Here is a 15545-nt window from a genome sequence, read left to right on the forward strand (position 1 = left end):
AGAATTTGAAGCGCTTAAATGTGTAATACCCGTAATTAAGCCTTAACCTTACAATTAATTGTTGTAAGTTTACTTATTCAATTTTAAAAGTAAGGTGTTTTTAAAATCAATTTTTAATGAAAAAAATAGTATTCCTTTTTGCATTCATTTATTCTGCCGTTGTATTTGGGCAACAAAACCTGCCTGATTTTTTGCAAGGCAATTGGAAGGTTGAAAACCAAAACCTGTATGAACATTGGGATTTAGTAAACACAAATCTGCTAAAAGGTTTTGCTTACAAAATTGATGATGAAAAGATTATGGTTACGGAGTATTTAGAAATTGTTGATGCAAATAACAAAATGGTTTATACAGCAACGGTACTAAACCAAAATAACGGGCAACCAATTTCTTTTCGATTAACGAACAATAAAGAAGCTTACGTTTTTTATAACCCCACTCACGATTTTCCAAAACAAATTCGATATCAAAAAATCACAGAAAATCAAGTTTGGGTTCATGTTTCAGATGGAGCTAAAAAAGGTTTTTCTTACAACTTAATCAAACAAAAATAAGCTACAAAAGCTAACCTTTAACATGAGCAAACAACACCATTACAATGCAAACATTTTATGGACAGGAAATAGGGGCGAAGGCACTACAAGTTATAAAGCTTTTGGCCGTGAACATACCATTTCGATAGAAAATAAAACTGCCATTCTAGGATCTTCAGATCCGGCTTTTCGTGGCGATAAAACCAAGCACAATCCTGAAGATTTATTTTTAGCTTCGTTAGCTGCATGCCATATGTTATGGTATTTGCATTTATGTGCCGAAACAGGAATTGTTGTAACAAATTATTCAGATAATGCTACAGCAATAATGGCCGAAATGCCTAACGGCAGCGGTAAATTTATTGCAGCAACTTTAAATCCAAGCGTTACAATTACCAATCCGGATTTGATTGAAAAAGCGAATGCATTGCACAAAAAAGCAAACGAATTTTGCTTTATTGCCAATTCAGTAAATTTTCCTGTACTTCATAACCCAACAACTGTTTCTAATTAATTTATCTTTTATAAAAACACATCATGAAAAAATATATTTATTTACTGCTGTTCTCTTTGTTTAGCTTTGGAGCTATGGCACAAAACAGACCGGTTTTAGATATTATGCTTACCAACTACCAATATCCGTTCGAGGTAAAATATTTTGAGTTTGAAAGTCAAAATCAGCAGCTAAAAATGGCATATATGGATGTTTTACCTAAAAAGGCAAACGGAAAAACGGTGGTTTTAATGCACGGTAAAAACTTTAATGGCGCCTATTGGAAAACTACAATTGATGCCTTAACAAAAAATGGTTATCGTGTTATTGTTCCCGATCAAATAGGTTTCGGAAAATCATCTAAACCAATTGCTTATCAGTTTACCTTTCAGCAGCTAGCATTAAATACCAAAATGTTGTTAGATAAACTTCAAATAGCTAAAATAGATTTAATAGGTCATTCTATGGGCGGCATGCTTGCCACCCGATTTGCTTTAATGTACCCAGAACATGTTGCAAAATTAGTTTTAGAAAATCCAATTGGATTAGAAGATTGGAAGCTTGTTGCTCCTTATACAGCAATCGAAACCAATTACAAACAAGAATTACAAGCCAATTACGAAAGCACTAAAAAATATCAATTAGGTTTTTATTACGACAACCAATGGAAACCGGAATACGACGAATGGGTGTATCTTTTAACGGGTTGGGTAAATCACCCAGAATATGCAATCGTAGCAAAAGTAAATGCCTTAACAACCGATATGATTTTTACGCAACCCGTTGTTTATGAATTTGAACAACTTAACGTTCCTACGCTTTTAATTATTGGTACGCGAGATCGAACTGCAATAGGCAAAAACTTAGTGAAAGATCCTAACATTGCTGCTCAAATGGGGCAATATCAACTATTAGGTAAACAAACCCAACAAAAAATTAAAAATTCAAAATTAGTAGAACTAGATAATGTTGGACATTTACCTCATATTGAAGTTTTTAATCAGTATATTACGCCTTTGTTAGAATTTTTAAATAATTACTGAAATGAAATTCAATACCAAAATAAATAAGCGTTTAGAATCTTTTTATCTCTTAGAATTAGATAGGTATAAAAATGCCTTTGCATCTCAAAATTATGTTTTGGCTTGGCATCATTTAGAACGAGCACATATTATTGCTCAAAAATATCCATATCAACATTCGTATGTACATTTTAGAATGTTACAATTTGGTTTTAAATTAAAAAACAGAAAAGAAGTTTTTGGCCAAATTCCTCGTTTGCTTTTTGGAGGCATAAAATCCTTTGTGGGTAAAATTCCAGTAGGTAATCCCGGAGGGTCAAATGTACCGCCTTTAAAAGCATTTCCAATTGATCCAGAAATTCAAGAAATTTTCAGAATTACATCTTGAAAATAAATCTTTTAAATGATATTCATTTTAAAATTGAAAGGGCTGTATGTATCTAATTTCTATGTCGTAAATTAATAGGAGGATTTTTACAAATGTTACACATTGTTAAAATATTATTTTATAAATAACTTTATTATAATGAGCTTTTTAAATAAAAATCCGGCCTTATTATTAATTGATATACAAAAAGGATTTTTAGACGAATCGTATTGGGGAGGTAACCGCAACAACAAAAATGCAGAAGAAATTAGCGGAAGCATTTTACAAAAATGGCGTGAGTATCATTTGCCGATTTTTCATGTGCAACACCGCTCAACCAATCCAAAATCTAAATTGCATCCATCTAATCCAGGTTTTGCTTTTCAAGATACCGTGCTTCCGTTACCCAACGAGCCCATTATTACCAAGCACGTAAACAGTGCATTTATTGGTACCAATTTAAAACAATTGTTAGATGAGCAGCAAATTTCTACGCTTGTAATTGTTGGGTTAACAACCAATCATTGCGTTTCTACAACTACGCGAATGGCTGGTAATTATGGGTATGAAACTTATATTATTTCTGATGCAACCGCCGCTTTTAATCGAGTAGGAATTGCTGGTGAAAATTATGATTCAACTTTAATTCATTTAACTGCATTGGCAAATTTAAACGATGAATTTGCAACCGTTTGGAATTCACAACAACTTTTTAAACATATCTAACGTGTATCATTTTTTAAGTAAAAGTATAAACTCTATTTTTAGAATAGCATTTTATGTTTTCTCTTTAATTTCGTAATTTTGTGCCTTACAAACAACGTAAATAAAATTAGAATTTGCATGCTTTTTTAGCATACCATTCTACTTGTTTTGTTTCTTTTTCTGTTTTTATAAGGATGCAAAACTAAGCTTGTTCTGTGAGTTTTTTTAAATACAAAAAGCACAACAACTAACATGTATTTATGTTGCTTTTAATATGTAATAATAAATGAAAAAATACATCGCTTTTGATAAAACCACCAGAAAATGGCATTTACCGGTTGTAGCAGGTTTGGCAGTCGGTATTCCGATGATTTTTGGTTGGTATATAGATAATTTTGATGCAGGAAAGCTTGCTTCTTTAGCAGGGCTATCTATTTTATATATTCAATCCGATAAGTTAAGCGAACGCATGATGTTGCTCATGACATGTTGTTTTGGCATAATGTCATCTTACGCCATCGGGTTGTTATTTTCTTTTAATCCATTTTTTGCACCTTTAGCTTTAGGTTTTTTGTCTTTTTTTATACATTATTCCTTGCATAAGTTGCATTTAACGCGTCCACCTGGTAATTTTTTCTTTATCATGCTGGCATCTACAGCCATTTGTACCCCGTTTGATATGGATAGCATTCCAACCAAAATTGGTTACATTGCTTTAGGAACCATTTTTACCTGTTCTTTAGGTTTTGTGTACAGCCTTTTAACGCTTAAAAAACAAGGAGAATCATCTGCAATTCGTGTAAAAGATAGTTATACCAATATTGTAGAATCTATAATTTTTGGAGTTTTTATTTTAATATCATTGGCCATTGCTTTTGGTTTAGAATTAGATAATCCGTATTGGATGCCAATTTCATGTTTGGCTGTTATGCAAGGAAGCAATTCTAAACATACCTGGAAACGCGGTACGCAAAGAATTATCGGAACTTTTATTGGTTTAGGTATTACGTGGTTAATTGCTTACAATAATCCTTCGCCTTTGTTCATGGTAATTAGTATTACGTTATTACAAATGATTGTTGAATTTTTAGTGGTTAGAAATTACGGAATTGCTGTGATTTTTATTACCGTTTTAACCATCTTTTTATCCGAATCGGGTGGGCAATTATCACAAGATACCGATCAGGTATTTTTAGCTCGTTTGTTCGATATTTCTATTGGTAGTATTATTGGTATTATTGGCGGTTGGGCATTATATCACGAAAAAATTCATTATTACGCAACCCAACAATTGCAAAAATTTAAAAATGAAGAAGATTTATAAAAAATAAAAAAAGTAATATGGAAGGTTTCATATTACTTTTTTTATTTTTAAACCCAACCAATCTATTAAAAATTAATGAAAAATATTTTTCACTTCTTGTTTATTGTTTTATTTACGGCATGTTCAGGTACAAACGTTGCAACAAATAAAGTTCCAAAACACGAAACCTTTACAATATATTCAAGCAAAATAGGGGAGCAGCGCACCATTAACGTTTGGACACCGCCAAACTACAATGAAAACTCTGTGGCTTTACCCGTAATTTATATGGCTGATGAGTTATTGGCTTAAAAAACACGTTGCATTTTGTAGGTGTTTTAAATGATAATGATGAATATATTGGCATGGGTCGTGTAGTAGGTGATGGAGGTTGTTTTGCTCAGGTAGTTGATATTTGCATATTGCCCAGTTATCAAGGACAAGGTTTAGGAAAAAAGATAATGCAAGACATTAAAAAGTTTATAAACGAACAGCTGCCAGAAAGTTGTTATGTAAGCTTACTTGCCGACGGACAAGCTAATAAATTATACGAACAATTTGGATTTCAGGATACGATGCCTAAATCTAGAGGAATGTATTTTAAAAAATAAACTGCCGAATTATGAATATATCAACCCGTTTTTTATTAGCATGTTTTACTTTGTTAGTTGTATCTGCTCATGCACAAACAACAGATTCTATTCCTTCCGTTTCTCAAACCACACCAATTCCGATAGAAGCTTTTGTAAGCGATAAAGGTTTATTGACGCAATTGGTAGTAAGTAAAAAATTAGAACCCCAAAGTAAATTTGGCATTTTTGCTTTGACAGAATATTATGGCGATTTTAAAAATGAAGCTAACAAAAATCAGTTTATGGCTCAAACCTATTTAACTTATAATGTTTACAAAGGTTTGTCAGTAGTTGGTGGTGCAATCATTACGCATCAAACCGGATTTAGACCATCAGCCGGTTTACAATATGTTTTTATGAAGAATGACTTTTTTGTGATGTTACAACCCCGAATGGATTTAAGCGAAACACACAATTTAGAAGCTTTTGGTTTTATAGAATATACACCAAAACTTACAGAAAAATTAGGCATTTACTCAAGATTACAAATGATGTATAACCATAACGAGAAATTTAATTTACATGAAGTAAGTTACACACGCGTGCGTTTAGGCGTTTCGTATAAAACATATCAAATGGGATTAGGAGCTAATTTTGCCTCGTACGGGCCTGATAAAGTGAAAGAAGATAGCTACGGCGTTTTTGTTCGAGCTTTGTTGTTTTAAATTTTAGCTTATTATTTATGCCGCATTTATATAAAGAACAAGGTTACGTTTTGTATCCTAATTTTTTTGAAAAAGAAGAATTAACTCATTTACATAAAATCTGCGAAGCATTCCATTCGCAATGGTTGGTAAATAACAACCAAGCTTATACAAACGGTGCGTTAAATAGTAACGGATTAACCGCGTCAACTTATTTAACCACAACCGATCAGTTATTTCTGATTCAATTTATTAGTCAGCCTAAATTAGAAAAAATTGTATCCCAATTGTTTCCTGAAAAAGCTATTTTTTTAAACACGCAATTATTTTTTGATCCGTTTGATGCCAACCAGAAAAATTATTGGCACCGAGATATGCAGTATACGGGCCTTACTATTGAAGAGCAACAAGCTTGTTTAACCACTCAAAATGTAATTCACTTTAGAATACCATTAAAACCTGAATTGGGTTTAGAACTTATTCCAGGAACCCATAAAGCTTGGGATACAGATGAGGTTTTTGAAACGCGAATGGGTAAAAATGGTCGTTTATCAAGTGATGCATTAAATAATTCCGTATCTTTAAAACCTGATGTAGGTGATTTGTTGGTTTTTTCGGCTAACATGGTTCATCGGGGATTGTACGGAAACGATAGATTTGCATTTGATATTATTTTTTGTGATGATTCTGTAGCTTTTAAAGCGTTTATAAACCCAATGCATCAACCAACAAAAGCTTTGCTTTTGCAACTTACCAACAAACATTTATTTTAATATATCTTGATTATCCGCAAACAACATAGCAAATCATTTTGGCACGTACTAGTTATGTGCTTTGTGCTTTTTGCTTTGAGCCCTTGTTTGTTTAAAGGTTCGGTTTTATCCTTTCAAAATACAGCGCTTAGTAAACCACTAAATGTTACTAAAACAACAACAGCAACATATTCTTGTCAATTTGTAACTGCATCGGTCACAAATCAAGCACCAAAACAAGCAGTTCTAAAATCTAAATATTTACGATTATCTTCTAATCAAACAAAATCTACTTTTGTTGTAAAACAGGTTTTTAGTAAAAAAACATTTCTTAGGTATTTACAAACTTCGGTACCTAAATATATTTTATTTAAACGTTTAAAACTGCATCTTTTAAGTTAAAAAACTTATCGCATTACGTTTAATTAAAAGATATAAAATATGAAATATCAAACAGAAGCACCTGCTTCTTACAACATCGTGGGCTTATTTACCTTATCGTTACGTTGGGTAATTGGCTGGACTTATTTTTCGGCTTTTTGGCGCCGTTTGGTGTTAGATAATAAACTAATTCCTGAAGAAGCCGGATATATTGGTGAAAAATTCAATCATTTTTTACCTAATGCTTTAGGCATAAAACCTTTAATTGAATATTTGGTGCTAAACTCAGAATCTTTACAAGTTGCCATGGTTGCTTTTACTATTATAGAAGCAATAGTTGGCTTGTTTTTAATTTTAGGTTTGTTTACCCGTTTAATGAGCATTGGTGTATTTTTTTTAGCCCTTGGTATTTTATTGGGCTCAGGCTGGATTGGTACAACTTGTTTAGACGAATGGCAAATTGGGGTACTTGGTATTGCCAGTGGTTTTACCTTGTTTTTAACCGGCAGTGGTTATTATGCAGTAGATAATTATTTGATTAAAAAATATGCATTTACAAAAAAACAATGGTTTACTTATTTAGGTTCTGGTAATTGGGTTAAACCCATTGCAAAACCATTAATTTTAGGCATTTCAATCGCAATTTTTGGATTAACTTTATTTACCAATCAATATTTTCATGGTGGCGTTTTTGGTACTTTACATAACAAATCGGTAAAACCTAAATTAGAAATTAATCACATTAATTACGATGCTGATCAAATTTCGTTTGAAATTTATCGGGTAGAAGGTGCTGATGTTTACGGATCATTTTTAATTGGAATACATATTTTAGACGAAAATGGAGCGGTTGTTTATGAATTGAATCAGCAAGATTTGGCACAATATCCAACCGATAAAATTAAAAATCATTATGTAGCCAAAATAAAACCAGGCAAACACAGCTTAGTTATTCCTTTAGGTGCCAAAGCAGATTTTGAAATAGCGCTTAACAAAATCCCTTTACAACCCAATTACACACTAAAACTTACCGATATTAGTGGTTTAGAATGGAGTAAAACTTTAAATTAAATAGTAAAAACCTAAAGCAATTTTGCTTTAGGTTTTTTATTTTAGTTCTTTAATATTAATTTTTATGATTACAATACAAACCGCATCTTCCAACAACTATGAGCAACTTGCAGAAATTTGGTTTAAAGCTTCAATCATTGCACATAATTTTATAGCGCAAAGTTATTGGCAACAAAATATATTAGCCATGCAAACTCAATATTTACCGAATGCAGAAGTTTATGTTGCCATTGCCAATAAGCAGCCGGTAGGTTTTATAGCCTTGAAAAACAATTGTTTAGTTGCTATCTTTATAGATCCAAACTTTCAGGGAAAAGGAATTGGTACTCAACTATTACATTACGCCAAGCAATTAAAGAGTGAATTAACTTTGCAAGTTTATCAAAAAAATAAGCAAGCGGTTCAATTTTATTTGCAACAAGGTTTTATTATTGTAAATGAAACCGTTGATGAAACTACACAACAACTTGAATATGTTTTGCGTTGGAATGCACCTTCTTAATCATTCCTTAAACATAGGATAATGTTTAAAATTAACAATTAAAGTTTTTATTATTTATTTTTATATATAAGCCTTTGCAAATAATTAAATAATTATTGCAGTTTATCTATTTAAAATATATTATAAAAGTAATTGTATCGCATGAAGTTTTTCAGATTTATAAAAAAATATAAGTTTCCCTTTTCATTTATTCAAAATATCTTTTCTAACAAGCAAGCAATTGTTGTACAACAACCTGAACTAACTGCTTTAGATTTAGATAATTTGTTGCAAGAATTTGTTTTTTTAACCGAGGCCGACGAATTTAACGAGCCTAAAACCGTGCAAGAATTTATTGCCAACAGCAAATACATAAAAAATAATTTAGATGATTATTTTAAATTATTGATTGAAGAAGGTTGTGCCGATGAGGTTGCTAATTTTAACGAAGCAGCCTATTTTCAGTATGTTTTAAGCAGCTTATTATTTACTTATGAAGATGATTGGAAACAAAATTACCAATCGTTATCAGATTATATAACCAACGAAACCGGACAAGAATTTACAATCTCAGCCCATGAAGTACAAAACGGGCCCGAAACCATTGCCAAAAAATTAGAGCAAGAAACAGATTATACGTTAATGAACGTTGCGGTTACCGAAACCGAAAATTCTTTTTTTATCTGTTTAAAAAATAGAAAAAATAAGATTGTTGCTTTAGCCAAGCAATTAAATTTTCCTATTGTTAATTATTAGTTTTAAACATCAATAAAATATCGTACTTTTTGTACTTTAAAATCCTCTTTTTAAAGCACAAAACATGATAAAATTTTCAGCTTTTATTTTTGCTCTTTTTACTACAAATTTACTAGTTGCGCAATCCGAAATTACAACTAAACCAGAGTTGAAAGCAATTGAAATTCAGGTTAACGCCGTTAATTCTCCTTATTATTATCCTGAACTTTTAAAACGTTTGGCAGCTTATGATAGCACGTTAACTAATGTTGATTATCAAAACATTTATTACGGCTCAGCCTATCAAAAAGTTGTACCTTATCAATCTAAAAAAATAGATACTAAGCAACTTGCCAAAGTTTATGCTGGCGATTTTAATAAAAAAAATTTAGAACAACCCATTTTGAAGCTAAATCAAGCTTTCCTTGATGATCCGTTAGATTTACGTGCACGCAACTTTTTAGCGTATTTATATCATGTAAACGGCGATGTAGAAAAAGCTAAAAACGAAAGCCAAGCTTTTCATGGATTGGTTGGTGCTATTTTATCTAGCGGAGATGGATTAAGTTGTGAATCTGGCATTCATGTTTTGGAAGTTGCTCATGAATATGTGCTGCTAAATTTGTTTAAAATGAACTCCGAATCGCAAGCTTACAACGGTAGTTGCGATGTTTTTACTTTAGAAAAAGGTAAGTTTAAAACGGATGCGCTTTATTTTAAAATTAACAATCAATTTGAATCTTTATTTAAAAACTAAAACTTATGAATTTTAGCATTCGACCGGAGCTTCATATAGATAATATAAGCCTTATTCCGTTACATGAATCAGATTTTGAAGGTTTATATGCTGTAGCTTCAGATCCTAAAGTTTGGGAACAGCATCCCAATAAAAATCGTTGGCAAAAAGATGTTTTTCTGAATTTTTTTACTGGCGCTATACAAAGCCACGGTGCGTTTAAAGTTGTAGATTCTGAAACCAATACCATTTTAGGCAGCACCCGATTTTACGATTACAAACCAACCGATAATAGCATTTTAATTGGTTATACGTTTTACGGTACTGCGTTTTGGGGCAAAGGCATAAATAGCAAAGTAAAAACTGCCATGCTAAACTATATTTTTCAGTTTGTAGATCAGGTTTATTTTCATATTGGAGCTACAAACATTCGCTCTCAAATTGCAATTTCTCGTTTAGGAGCTATTAAAGCAGCAGAGCAGGAGGTAACTTATTTTGGTGAAGAACCTAAGCTAAATTTTGTTTATGTAATTACTAAAACCGATTGGAACACAAAATAAAAAGTCGAATATTTTCGGCTTTTTTAATAGGAATTAAATTCGTTCTGTAAAATTTTTTCCATGTATGTTATTTCTTGCATCAACAAAGATTGCTTGCGTTTGGCTAAAAATAATGTTTTATCTATGGGCGAATAACCTTCCCAGATTTTAGTAATAGCTTTTTTGTTTAGCGCATCTTGACAAATAAAATCGGGCAATACAGCCAAGCCGTTACCTAAACTTAAACAACGAATTATCGAAAATTTATTCGGTACAATATAATTTGGTACAAAATCTGGGCGAGTGCCAAAATTGGTTTCCCAAAATAAATTTAACACATCCATGTCCGCAGCGGTGCTGTACCAAAATTGCTGACGCAGCCAATTTTTAACTTCATCTTTCTCCTTCATATCTAAGCTATAAAACCCAGATAAATCCATGTTTTTTCCGGCAACAACAATTAAACGTTCGGTAGCAAAAGGTTCGTAAACCAAGTTTTTATCTTTGCTTTTTTTGGTTGTTAAAATTAAATCTGCCGCTCCGGTTTCTAATAAATGTACCAAATGATCGTGTTCGCCAAACTGCATAATCAAATTAAAAAACAGATTCGGAATGTGTTTTTCTAAAGCTTGCTGAAACGATTCTACGCACATACCAATGCTTACGGTTGGCCTTTCTACGCCCGATTTTTTCTGAAAACGCCCTTCAATATCTTCTAAGCATTGCATAGAATTTATAATTTGCTGGTAAAGCAATTTTCCTTTTTCGGTCGGAATCATTTTTCGTGCCGTACGTTCGAACAACGGAAAACCGGTGTACGTTTCTAACGCATTTAAATGTAAGCCAATACCCGGTTGCGAAACAAATAATGCTTTTGCAGCTCCGCTCATGGTTCCGGTTTCATAAATAGCACGAAAAGTTCTAAACCATTCTAAATTTGCTTGCATGGTATAATTATTATTAGAGATCGGTATAAATTGTATTATTTTTATTTTGCAAAGTTATGAAATAATTTTGCAGCATCATATTAAAAGAATAGTACATGACAAAAGTATTTATAATAAACGGAGGGCAAAAGTTTGCTCATTCTGGCGGTGCGTTTAATAGCACGTTAACCGCTATTGATAGCCAGTTTTTTACTAAACAAAATGGGTTTGATTTACAAATAACCAACATTAATGAGCCGTATGATTTACAAACTGAAGTAGAAAAGTTTGTTTGGGCTGATGTTATTATTTATCATTTTCCGGTTTGGTGGTTTTCTATGCCTTACAAATTAAAAGAATATTTTGATTTGGTTTTAACAGCTGGGCACCGTAAAGGTTTGTATTATAGCGATGGGCGTAAAAATGACAATCCTGCTATTAATTACGACACCGGCGGAAGTTTAGCTGGTCGTAAATATATGGTTACCACAACTTGGAATGCGCCAGAAACTGCTTTTACTTTACCGAATGAATTTTTTAATGAAACACCGGTTGATGCAGGTATTTTATTCGGTTTTCATCGCATGAACGCCTTTTTATCTTTAGAAAGAATTGATGGCATTCATTTTCATGATCTAGAAAAAAATGTTACTGACGAAAAGATTGCTTTTAATACTAATCGATATGAAGCGCACTTAAAACAAACTTTCTTAAAATAAGGTATAAAAACCGAATCTAAAACATTTAGATTCGGTTTTTTATTTTTTACCAAATAAAGTTTCCCGGTAATTAATGCCCCATTTGGCAATTTCGGTTATTATGGGTTCTAATGTTTTGCCGTAAGTGGTAATTTCGTATTCAACGGTAATGGGTTTGGTGCTTTTTACGGTACGGGTAATTAATTGGTTCATTTCTAAATCTTGCAATTCTTTAGAAAGCATTTTAGAACCAATGCCTTCAACTTCACGTTGCAAATCGGTAAAACGCAAGCTTCCGCCATCGATTAATGTGCCTAAAATATGAAATTTCCACTTGCCAGATAAAATTCCCATCGCATCTGTAATGCCGTTCATTCTAACTTTACAAATTTCTGTGCCATTTAAAAGCAATGTTTTTTTCATTTTTTCGTTATAAATTATTAATTTTAAACATATACAAAGTTATTAAATAAAAATACGTGCTTTAAAAGTTACTTTCCAAAAGGAAACTGATGCATAAAGTATAGTAAATTACTAGTAGCTTTGTGTAACAATTAAAAATAACTTTAATTATTAATTTATTCAAAATGAAAAAAACAATTATTTTATCATTTGCAGTAACTGCATTTTTAATTTCTTGTAAAGGTTCAACAGGTGACAAAACAGTTACTACAGACGCACAAGAAGTTGCAGCACAAACAGGTGCATCTTACAACGTAAACAAAGAACAAAGTGATTTAAAATGGAAAGGTTACCACAAAGGTGGTTTAAACCCAAGATTTGGTACTTTAAAAACAGACGGAACGGTTTCTGTTGATAATGGTGCAGTAACTGGAGGTACATTTACAATTGAAATTAAAACAATTGCTACTGATGAAGCTTCTGTAGATCCTGTAACTTCAGGTGGTAAAACAGCTGCTGATTTAACAGGACATTTATTAAGTGCTGATTTCTTTGAGTCTGATGTTTACCCAACAGCTTCGTTCGAAATTACTAGCGTTGCTCCTTTTGATGCAGCATCTGGTGAAAGCGTTGTTGCTGATGCAAACAGCTTAGTAAGCGGTAACTTAACTATTAAAGACAAAACAGTTAACGTAACATTCCCAGCAAGAATAACAGTTTCTGGTGATAACGTAAACATTTTCTCTCAGTTTGCAATTAACAGACAAGATTGGGGATTAACTTACGGTGCTGAAGGTGATCCAGCAGATTGGATGATTTCTCAAGAAGTTGATATCGAATTAAACGTTAATGCAACGAAATAATTTAATGAACTACTAAATCAGCCTTGATTTAGTAGTTTTTTTTTTACCCCCAATTTAGTTTACAAAAAAGATATGATAGTAGAAATTTGGAGCGATGTAATGTTTCCGTTTTGTTATATAGGAAAACGTAATTTTGAATCTGCTTTACAACAATTTTCAGATACAGATGCCATAGAAGTACACTGGAAAAGTTTTCAGTTAGATCCTAATATTCCTGAAGTTGCTACCGAAAGTTATCAAAATTATTTGGTAACGCGTAAAGGAATGCCTTTGCAACAAGTTCAAGACATGTTGCAAAACGTAACATTATCAGCTAAGCAAGCAGGATTAACCTATAATTTTGATGATGCGGTTATGGTAAACTCTATAAAAGCACATCAATTTATTCAATTTGCTAAAGCCCTACATAAAGATGATGAAGCAGAAGAAGTTTTGTTTCACGCCTTTTTTACCGAAGGTAAAAACATTGCCGATTTACAAACGTTACTAACTTTAGGTACTGCAATTGGTTTAGATGCAAATGCTTTGCAACAAGCTATAGAAAATCAGGAGTTTTTACCAGCTGTTATAGAAGATATTAACCAAGCACGACAAATAGGAGTAACTGGAGTACCTTTTTTTGTGTTTAATAATAAATATGCTGTTTCTGGCGCACAGCCAGCTAGTAGTTTTTTAGAAGTTTTAAATAAATCTTTTGGCGAATGGAAGGCAACCAATACAACACCAAACCTAATTATTTCTAAAGGTTCAAGTTGCGATGTAAAAGGAAATTGCGATTAATTAAATTATAATTTTAATAAAATCAAAGCTATGCTTTGATTTTTTTTGGATATTTTCAAATGTTAATTATTGTTAAAATATGTTTTATTTTGCTACATTAGGCAAAATATTAACCAACCCCAAAATTACTACCATTACAATGAATAAAAATGTTACTACCGAAATTAAATGGGCACTTATTTTTTCTGTAGTTGGCTTAGCCTGGATGGTGCTCGAAAATATAGTAGGTTTGCATGATACATATTTAGATTACCATTTGTATTTAACCAATTTGTTTGCTTTTCCGGCAATTTATATGATGGTTGCAGCTTTAAAGGAAAAACGAACCAAAGCGTACAACGGTACCATAACGTATTTGCAAGGTTTACTTTCTGGAACTATTTTATCTGCCTTTATAGCTTTGTTAAGCCCGTTAACACAATGGATTACCAGTTATGTAATTACGCCAAAATATTTTCCGAATGTAATTGTTCGCTCGGTAGAATTGGGGTATTTTGAATCTACTGCTGCAGCACAAGCGCATTTTAATTATGCAAATTACGCAACCCAAGGCATGCTATTCGCTTTTATAATTGGCGTAATTACTACAGCAATTGCTATGTTATTTATTAAAAACAACAAATAAACTAACTAAATCTAACCAACAACATTATGGCAGCAGTTCATGTTTACCTAAATTTTAATGGTAATTGCGAAGAAGCTTTTACTTTTTATAAAGAAGCCTTTGGAGGTGAATTTTCATACATCGGAAAATTTGGCGATATGCCACCGAATGAAAACCATCCGATTGCAGAAGCAGATAAAAACAAAGTAATGCACGTAAGTTTTCCGATTGGTGAAACCGTTTTAATGGGAAGCGATACCGGCGGAGAATGGGCATCAAATTTAGTAGTGGGTAATAATTTTGCGGTATCTATAAACGCAAATTCTACAGCCGAAGCCGATCATTTATTTACCAAACTTGCTGCAGGCGGAAAGGTAACCATGCCTATGGAAAAAACATTTTGGGGTGCTTACTTTGGAATGTTTACAGACAAATTTGGCATCAATTGGATGGTAAATTTTGATGAATAAAATAAAAGTCCGTTTTATAAAACGGACTTTCTGTATTTTATACCCCATTCGCCCATTGCTTCTATAATTTTATTTAAGCTTTTTCCGTGCGGAGTAAGTTCGTATTCAACCGTTACGGGCATGGTATCTAAAACCGTACGTTTAACCAGTTGATTCAATTCTAAATCCTTCAATTCTTTCGAAAGCATTTTAGGTGAAATGCCTTCTATATGTCGGCATAAATCCATAAATCTAAACTTATCATTGTTGTACAAAGCAGCAATAATAACCGTTTTCCATTTACCACAAAGCAAATCTTGCGTATCCTTAACGCCTTGCACTAAAATTCTACAAGAACCCGATAATTCAACTTTTTCTTTTTTCATATTACAAAACTACAAAATAAAATATAAGTAACTTGGTTACTTA

Annotated in this window: 23 protein-coding genes; 20 read left to right on the top strand and 3 right to left on the bottom strand. The window is 32.3% G+C overall.

Features of this window, described 5'->3' with window-relative positions:
* The first annotated feature begins 116 nt into the window (after positions 1 to 116).
* From K5I29_RS03000 to K5I29_RS03070, 15 genes are all read left to right on the top strand, one after another.
* Positions 117 to 554, top strand: coding sequence for a DUF6265 family protein (locus K5I29_RS03000; protein WP_264434373.1), 438 nt, complete (start codon positions 117 to 119; stop codon positions 552 to 554).
* Positions 555 to 576: 22 nt separating this feature from the next.
* Positions 577 to 1047, top strand: coding sequence for an OsmC family protein (locus K5I29_RS03005; protein ID WP_264434374.1), 471 nt, complete (start codon positions 577 to 579; stop codon positions 1045 to 1047).
* Positions 1048 to 1070: 23 nt separating this feature from the next.
* Positions 1071 to 2069: an alpha/beta fold hydrolase gene (locus tag K5I29_RS03010; protein WP_264434375.1), complete on the top strand. Its 999-nt coding sequence runs from the start codon at positions 1071 to 1073 to the stop codon at positions 2067 to 2069.
* Position 2070: 1 nt separating this feature from the next.
* Entirely contained in the window at positions 2071 to 2436 is a 366-nt protein-coding gene (locus K5I29_RS03015; protein WP_264434376.1) for a DUF3703 domain-containing protein, read from the top strand.
* 138 nt (positions 2437 to 2574) lie between these two features.
* Entirely contained in the window at positions 2575 to 3141 is a 567-nt protein-coding gene (locus K5I29_RS03020) for a cysteine hydrolase family protein (protein ID WP_264434377.1), read from the top strand.
* Between the two features lie 265 nt (positions 3142 to 3406).
* A complete protein-coding gene (locus K5I29_RS03025) occupies positions 3407 to 4444 on the top strand; it encodes an FUSC family protein (protein WP_264434378.1) in 1038 nt (345 codons plus the stop codon).
* A 75-nt stretch (positions 4445 to 4519) separates the two neighbouring features.
* Positions 4520 to 4735 carry a hypothetical protein gene (locus K5I29_RS03030; RefSeq protein ID WP_264434379.1) on the top strand — a complete coding sequence of 72 codons (216 nt, stop codon included), beginning with the start codon at positions 4520 to 4522 and terminating at the stop codon, positions 4733 to 4735.
* A gap of 8 nt (positions 4736 to 4743) precedes the next feature.
* Positions 4744 to 5034: a GNAT family N-acetyltransferase gene (locus K5I29_RS03035; protein WP_264434380.1), complete on the top strand. Its 291-nt coding sequence runs from the start codon at positions 4744 to 4746 to the stop codon at positions 5032 to 5034.
* An 11-nt stretch (positions 5035 to 5045) separates the two neighbouring features.
* Positions 5046 to 5720: a hypothetical protein gene (locus K5I29_RS03040; RefSeq protein WP_264434381.1), complete on the top strand. Its 675-nt coding sequence runs from the start codon at positions 5046 to 5048 to the stop codon at positions 5718 to 5720.
* Between the two features lie 17 nt (positions 5721 to 5737).
* On the top strand, positions 5738 to 6472 hold the full coding sequence (locus tag K5I29_RS03045; RefSeq protein WP_264434382.1) for a phytanoyl-CoA dioxygenase family protein: 735 nt from the start codon (positions 5738 to 5740) through the stop codon (positions 6470 to 6472).
* A 420-nt stretch (positions 6473 to 6892) separates the two neighbouring features.
* On the top strand, positions 6893 to 7903 hold the full coding sequence (locus tag K5I29_RS03050) for a TQO small subunit DoxD (protein WP_264434383.1): 1011 nt from the start codon (positions 6893 to 6895) through the stop codon (positions 7901 to 7903).
* A 64-nt stretch (positions 7904 to 7967) separates the two neighbouring features.
* Positions 7968 to 8405 carry a GNAT family N-acetyltransferase gene (locus tag K5I29_RS03055; protein WP_264434384.1) on the top strand — a complete coding sequence of 146 codons (438 nt, stop codon included), beginning with the start codon at positions 7968 to 7970 and terminating at the stop codon, positions 8403 to 8405.
* 141 nt (positions 8406 to 8546) lie between these two features.
* Positions 8547 to 9140: a hypothetical protein gene (locus K5I29_RS03060; RefSeq protein ID WP_264434385.1), complete on the top strand. Its 594-nt coding sequence runs from the start codon at positions 8547 to 8549 to the stop codon at positions 9138 to 9140.
* Between the two features lie 64 nt (positions 9141 to 9204).
* Positions 9205 to 9876 (top strand): DUF4919 domain-containing protein, encoded by a 672-nt coding sequence (locus K5I29_RS03065; protein ID WP_264434386.1) that lies wholly within the window; start codon positions 9205 to 9207, stop codon positions 9874 to 9876.
* A 5-nt stretch (positions 9877 to 9881) separates the two neighbouring features.
* A complete protein-coding gene (locus tag K5I29_RS03070; RefSeq protein WP_264434387.1) occupies positions 9882 to 10415 on the top strand; it encodes a GNAT family N-acetyltransferase in 534 nt (177 codons plus the stop codon).
* A gap of 23 nt (positions 10416 to 10438) precedes the next feature.
* On the opposite strand, the gene K5I29_RS03075 is transcribed toward K5I29_RS03070, so the two are convergent.
* Positions 10439 to 11341, bottom strand: coding sequence for a LysR family transcriptional regulator (locus tag K5I29_RS03075; RefSeq protein ID WP_264434388.1), 903 nt, complete (start codon positions 11339 to 11341; stop codon positions 10439 to 10441).
* Between the two features lie 95 nt (positions 11342 to 11436).
* Here K5I29_RS03075 and K5I29_RS03080 point away from each other — a divergent pair, with 95 nt between their 5' ends.
* The gene (locus K5I29_RS03080) at positions 11437 to 12039 is read left to right on the top strand and encodes an NAD(P)H-dependent oxidoreductase (protein WP_264434389.1); all 603 of its coding nucleotides are present in this window, start codon (positions 11437 to 11439) and stop codon (positions 12037 to 12039) included.
* A gap of 39 nt (positions 12040 to 12078) precedes the next feature.
* Here K5I29_RS03080 and K5I29_RS03085 read toward each other — a convergent pair whose 3' ends face one another.
* Positions 12079 to 12441, bottom strand: a complete 363-nt coding sequence (locus tag K5I29_RS03085) for a winged helix-turn-helix transcriptional regulator (protein ID WP_264434390.1) — start codon at positions 12439 to 12441, stop codon at positions 12079 to 12081.
* A gap of 164 nt (positions 12442 to 12605) precedes the next feature.
* On the opposite strand from K5I29_RS03085, the gene K5I29_RS03090 reads away from it, so the two are divergent.
* The 4 genes from K5I29_RS03090 (at position 12606) to K5I29_RS03105 (ending at position 15137) form a co-directional block, all read left to right on the top strand.
* Entirely contained in the window at positions 12606 to 13283 is a 678-nt protein-coding gene (locus tag K5I29_RS03090) for a YceI family protein (protein WP_264434391.1), read from the top strand.
* A 72-nt stretch (positions 13284 to 13355) separates the two neighbouring features.
* A complete protein-coding gene (locus K5I29_RS03095; protein ID WP_264434392.1) occupies positions 13356 to 14063 on the top strand; it encodes a DsbA family oxidoreductase in 708 nt (235 codons plus the stop codon).
* 79 nt (positions 14064 to 14142) lie between these two features.
* Positions 14143 to 14688 (top strand): DUF4199 domain-containing protein, encoded by a 546-nt coding sequence (locus K5I29_RS03100; protein ID WP_264434393.1) that lies wholly within the window; start codon positions 14143 to 14145, stop codon positions 14686 to 14688.
* Positions 14689 to 14714: 26 nt separating this feature from the next.
* Positions 14715 to 15137 carry a VOC family protein gene (locus tag K5I29_RS03105; RefSeq protein WP_264434394.1) on the top strand — a complete coding sequence of 141 codons (423 nt, stop codon included), beginning with the start codon at positions 14715 to 14717 and terminating at the stop codon, positions 15135 to 15137.
* A gap of 14 nt (positions 15138 to 15151) precedes the next feature.
* On the opposite strand, the gene K5I29_RS03110 is transcribed toward K5I29_RS03105, so the two are convergent.
* Positions 15152 to 15502: a winged helix-turn-helix transcriptional regulator gene (locus K5I29_RS03110; protein WP_264434395.1), complete on the bottom strand. Its 351-nt coding sequence runs from the start codon at positions 15500 to 15502 to the stop codon at positions 15152 to 15154.
* Positions 15503 to 15545 lie beyond the last annotated feature (43 nt).

Source organism: Flavobacterium agricola, from assembly GCF_025919725.1.
Classification (GTDB): Bacteria; Bacteroidota; Bacteroidia; order Flavobacteriales; family Flavobacteriaceae; genus Flavobacterium; species Flavobacterium agricola.

Coding starts and splice junctions, on each gene's coding strand:
- K5I29_RS03000 (WP_264434373.1), top strand. CDS start 117: ATGAAAAAAATAGTATTCCTTTTTGCATTCATTTATTCTGCCGTTGTA.
- K5I29_RS03005 (WP_264434374.1), top strand. CDS start 577: ATGAGCAAACAACACCATTACAATGCAAACATTTTATGGACAGGAAAT.
- K5I29_RS03010 (WP_264434375.1), top strand. CDS start 1,071: ATGAAAAAATATATTTATTTACTGCTGTTCTCTTTGTTTAGCTTTGGA.
- K5I29_RS03015 (WP_264434376.1), top strand. CDS start 2,071: ATGAAATTCAATACCAAAATAAATAAGCGTTTAGAATCTTTTTATCTC.
- K5I29_RS03020 (WP_264434377.1), top strand. CDS start 2,575: ATGAGCTTTTTAAATAAAAATCCGGCCTTATTATTAATTGATATACAA.
- K5I29_RS03025 (WP_264434378.1), top strand. CDS start 3,407: ATGAAAAAATACATCGCTTTTGATAAAACCACCAGAAAATGGCATTTA.
- K5I29_RS03030 (WP_264434379.1), top strand. CDS start 4,520: ATGAAAAATATTTTTCACTTCTTGTTTATTGTTTTATTTACGGCATGT.
- K5I29_RS03040 (WP_264434381.1), top strand. CDS start 5,046: ATGAATATATCAACCCGTTTTTTATTAGCATGTTTTACTTTGTTAGTT.
- K5I29_RS03045 (WP_264434382.1), top strand. CDS start 5,738: ATGCCGCATTTATATAAAGAACAAGGTTACGTTTTGTATCCTAATTTT.
- K5I29_RS03050 (WP_264434383.1), top strand. CDS start 6,893: ATGAAATATCAAACAGAAGCACCTGCTTCTTACAACATCGTGGGCTTA.
- K5I29_RS03055 (WP_264434384.1), top strand. CDS start 7,968: ATGATTACAATACAAACCGCATCTTCCAACAACTATGAGCAACTTGCA.
- K5I29_RS03060 (WP_264434385.1), top strand. CDS start 8,547: ATGAAGTTTTTCAGATTTATAAAAAAATATAAGTTTCCCTTTTCATTT.
- K5I29_RS03065 (WP_264434386.1), top strand. CDS start 9,205: ATGATAAAATTTTCAGCTTTTATTTTTGCTCTTTTTACTACAAATTTA.
- K5I29_RS03070 (WP_264434387.1), top strand. CDS start 9,882: ATGAATTTTAGCATTCGACCGGAGCTTCATATAGATAATATAAGCCTT.
- K5I29_RS03075 (WP_264434388.1), bottom strand. CDS start 11,341: ATGCAAGCAAATTTAGAATGGTTTAGAACTTTTCGTGCTATTTATGAA.
- K5I29_RS03080 (WP_264434389.1), top strand. CDS start 11,437: ATGACAAAAGTATTTATAATAAACGGAGGGCAAAAGTTTGCTCATTCT.
- K5I29_RS03085 (WP_264434390.1), bottom strand. CDS start 12,441: ATGAAAAAAACATTGCTTTTAAATGGCACAGAAATTTGTAAAGTTAGA.
- K5I29_RS03090 (WP_264434391.1), top strand. CDS start 12,606: ATGAAAAAAACAATTATTTTATCATTTGCAGTAACTGCATTTTTAATT.
- K5I29_RS03095 (WP_264434392.1), top strand. CDS start 13,356: ATGATAGTAGAAATTTGGAGCGATGTAATGTTTCCGTTTTGTTATATA.
- K5I29_RS03100 (WP_264434393.1), top strand. CDS start 14,143: ATGTTTTATTTTGCTACATTAGGCAAAATATTAACCAACCCCAAAATT.
- K5I29_RS03105 (WP_264434394.1), top strand. CDS start 14,715: ATGGCAGCAGTTCATGTTTACCTAAATTTTAATGGTAATTGCGAAGAA.
- K5I29_RS03110 (WP_264434395.1), bottom strand. CDS start 15,502: ATGAAAAAAGAAAAAGTTGAATTATCGGGTTCTTGTAGAATTTTAGTG.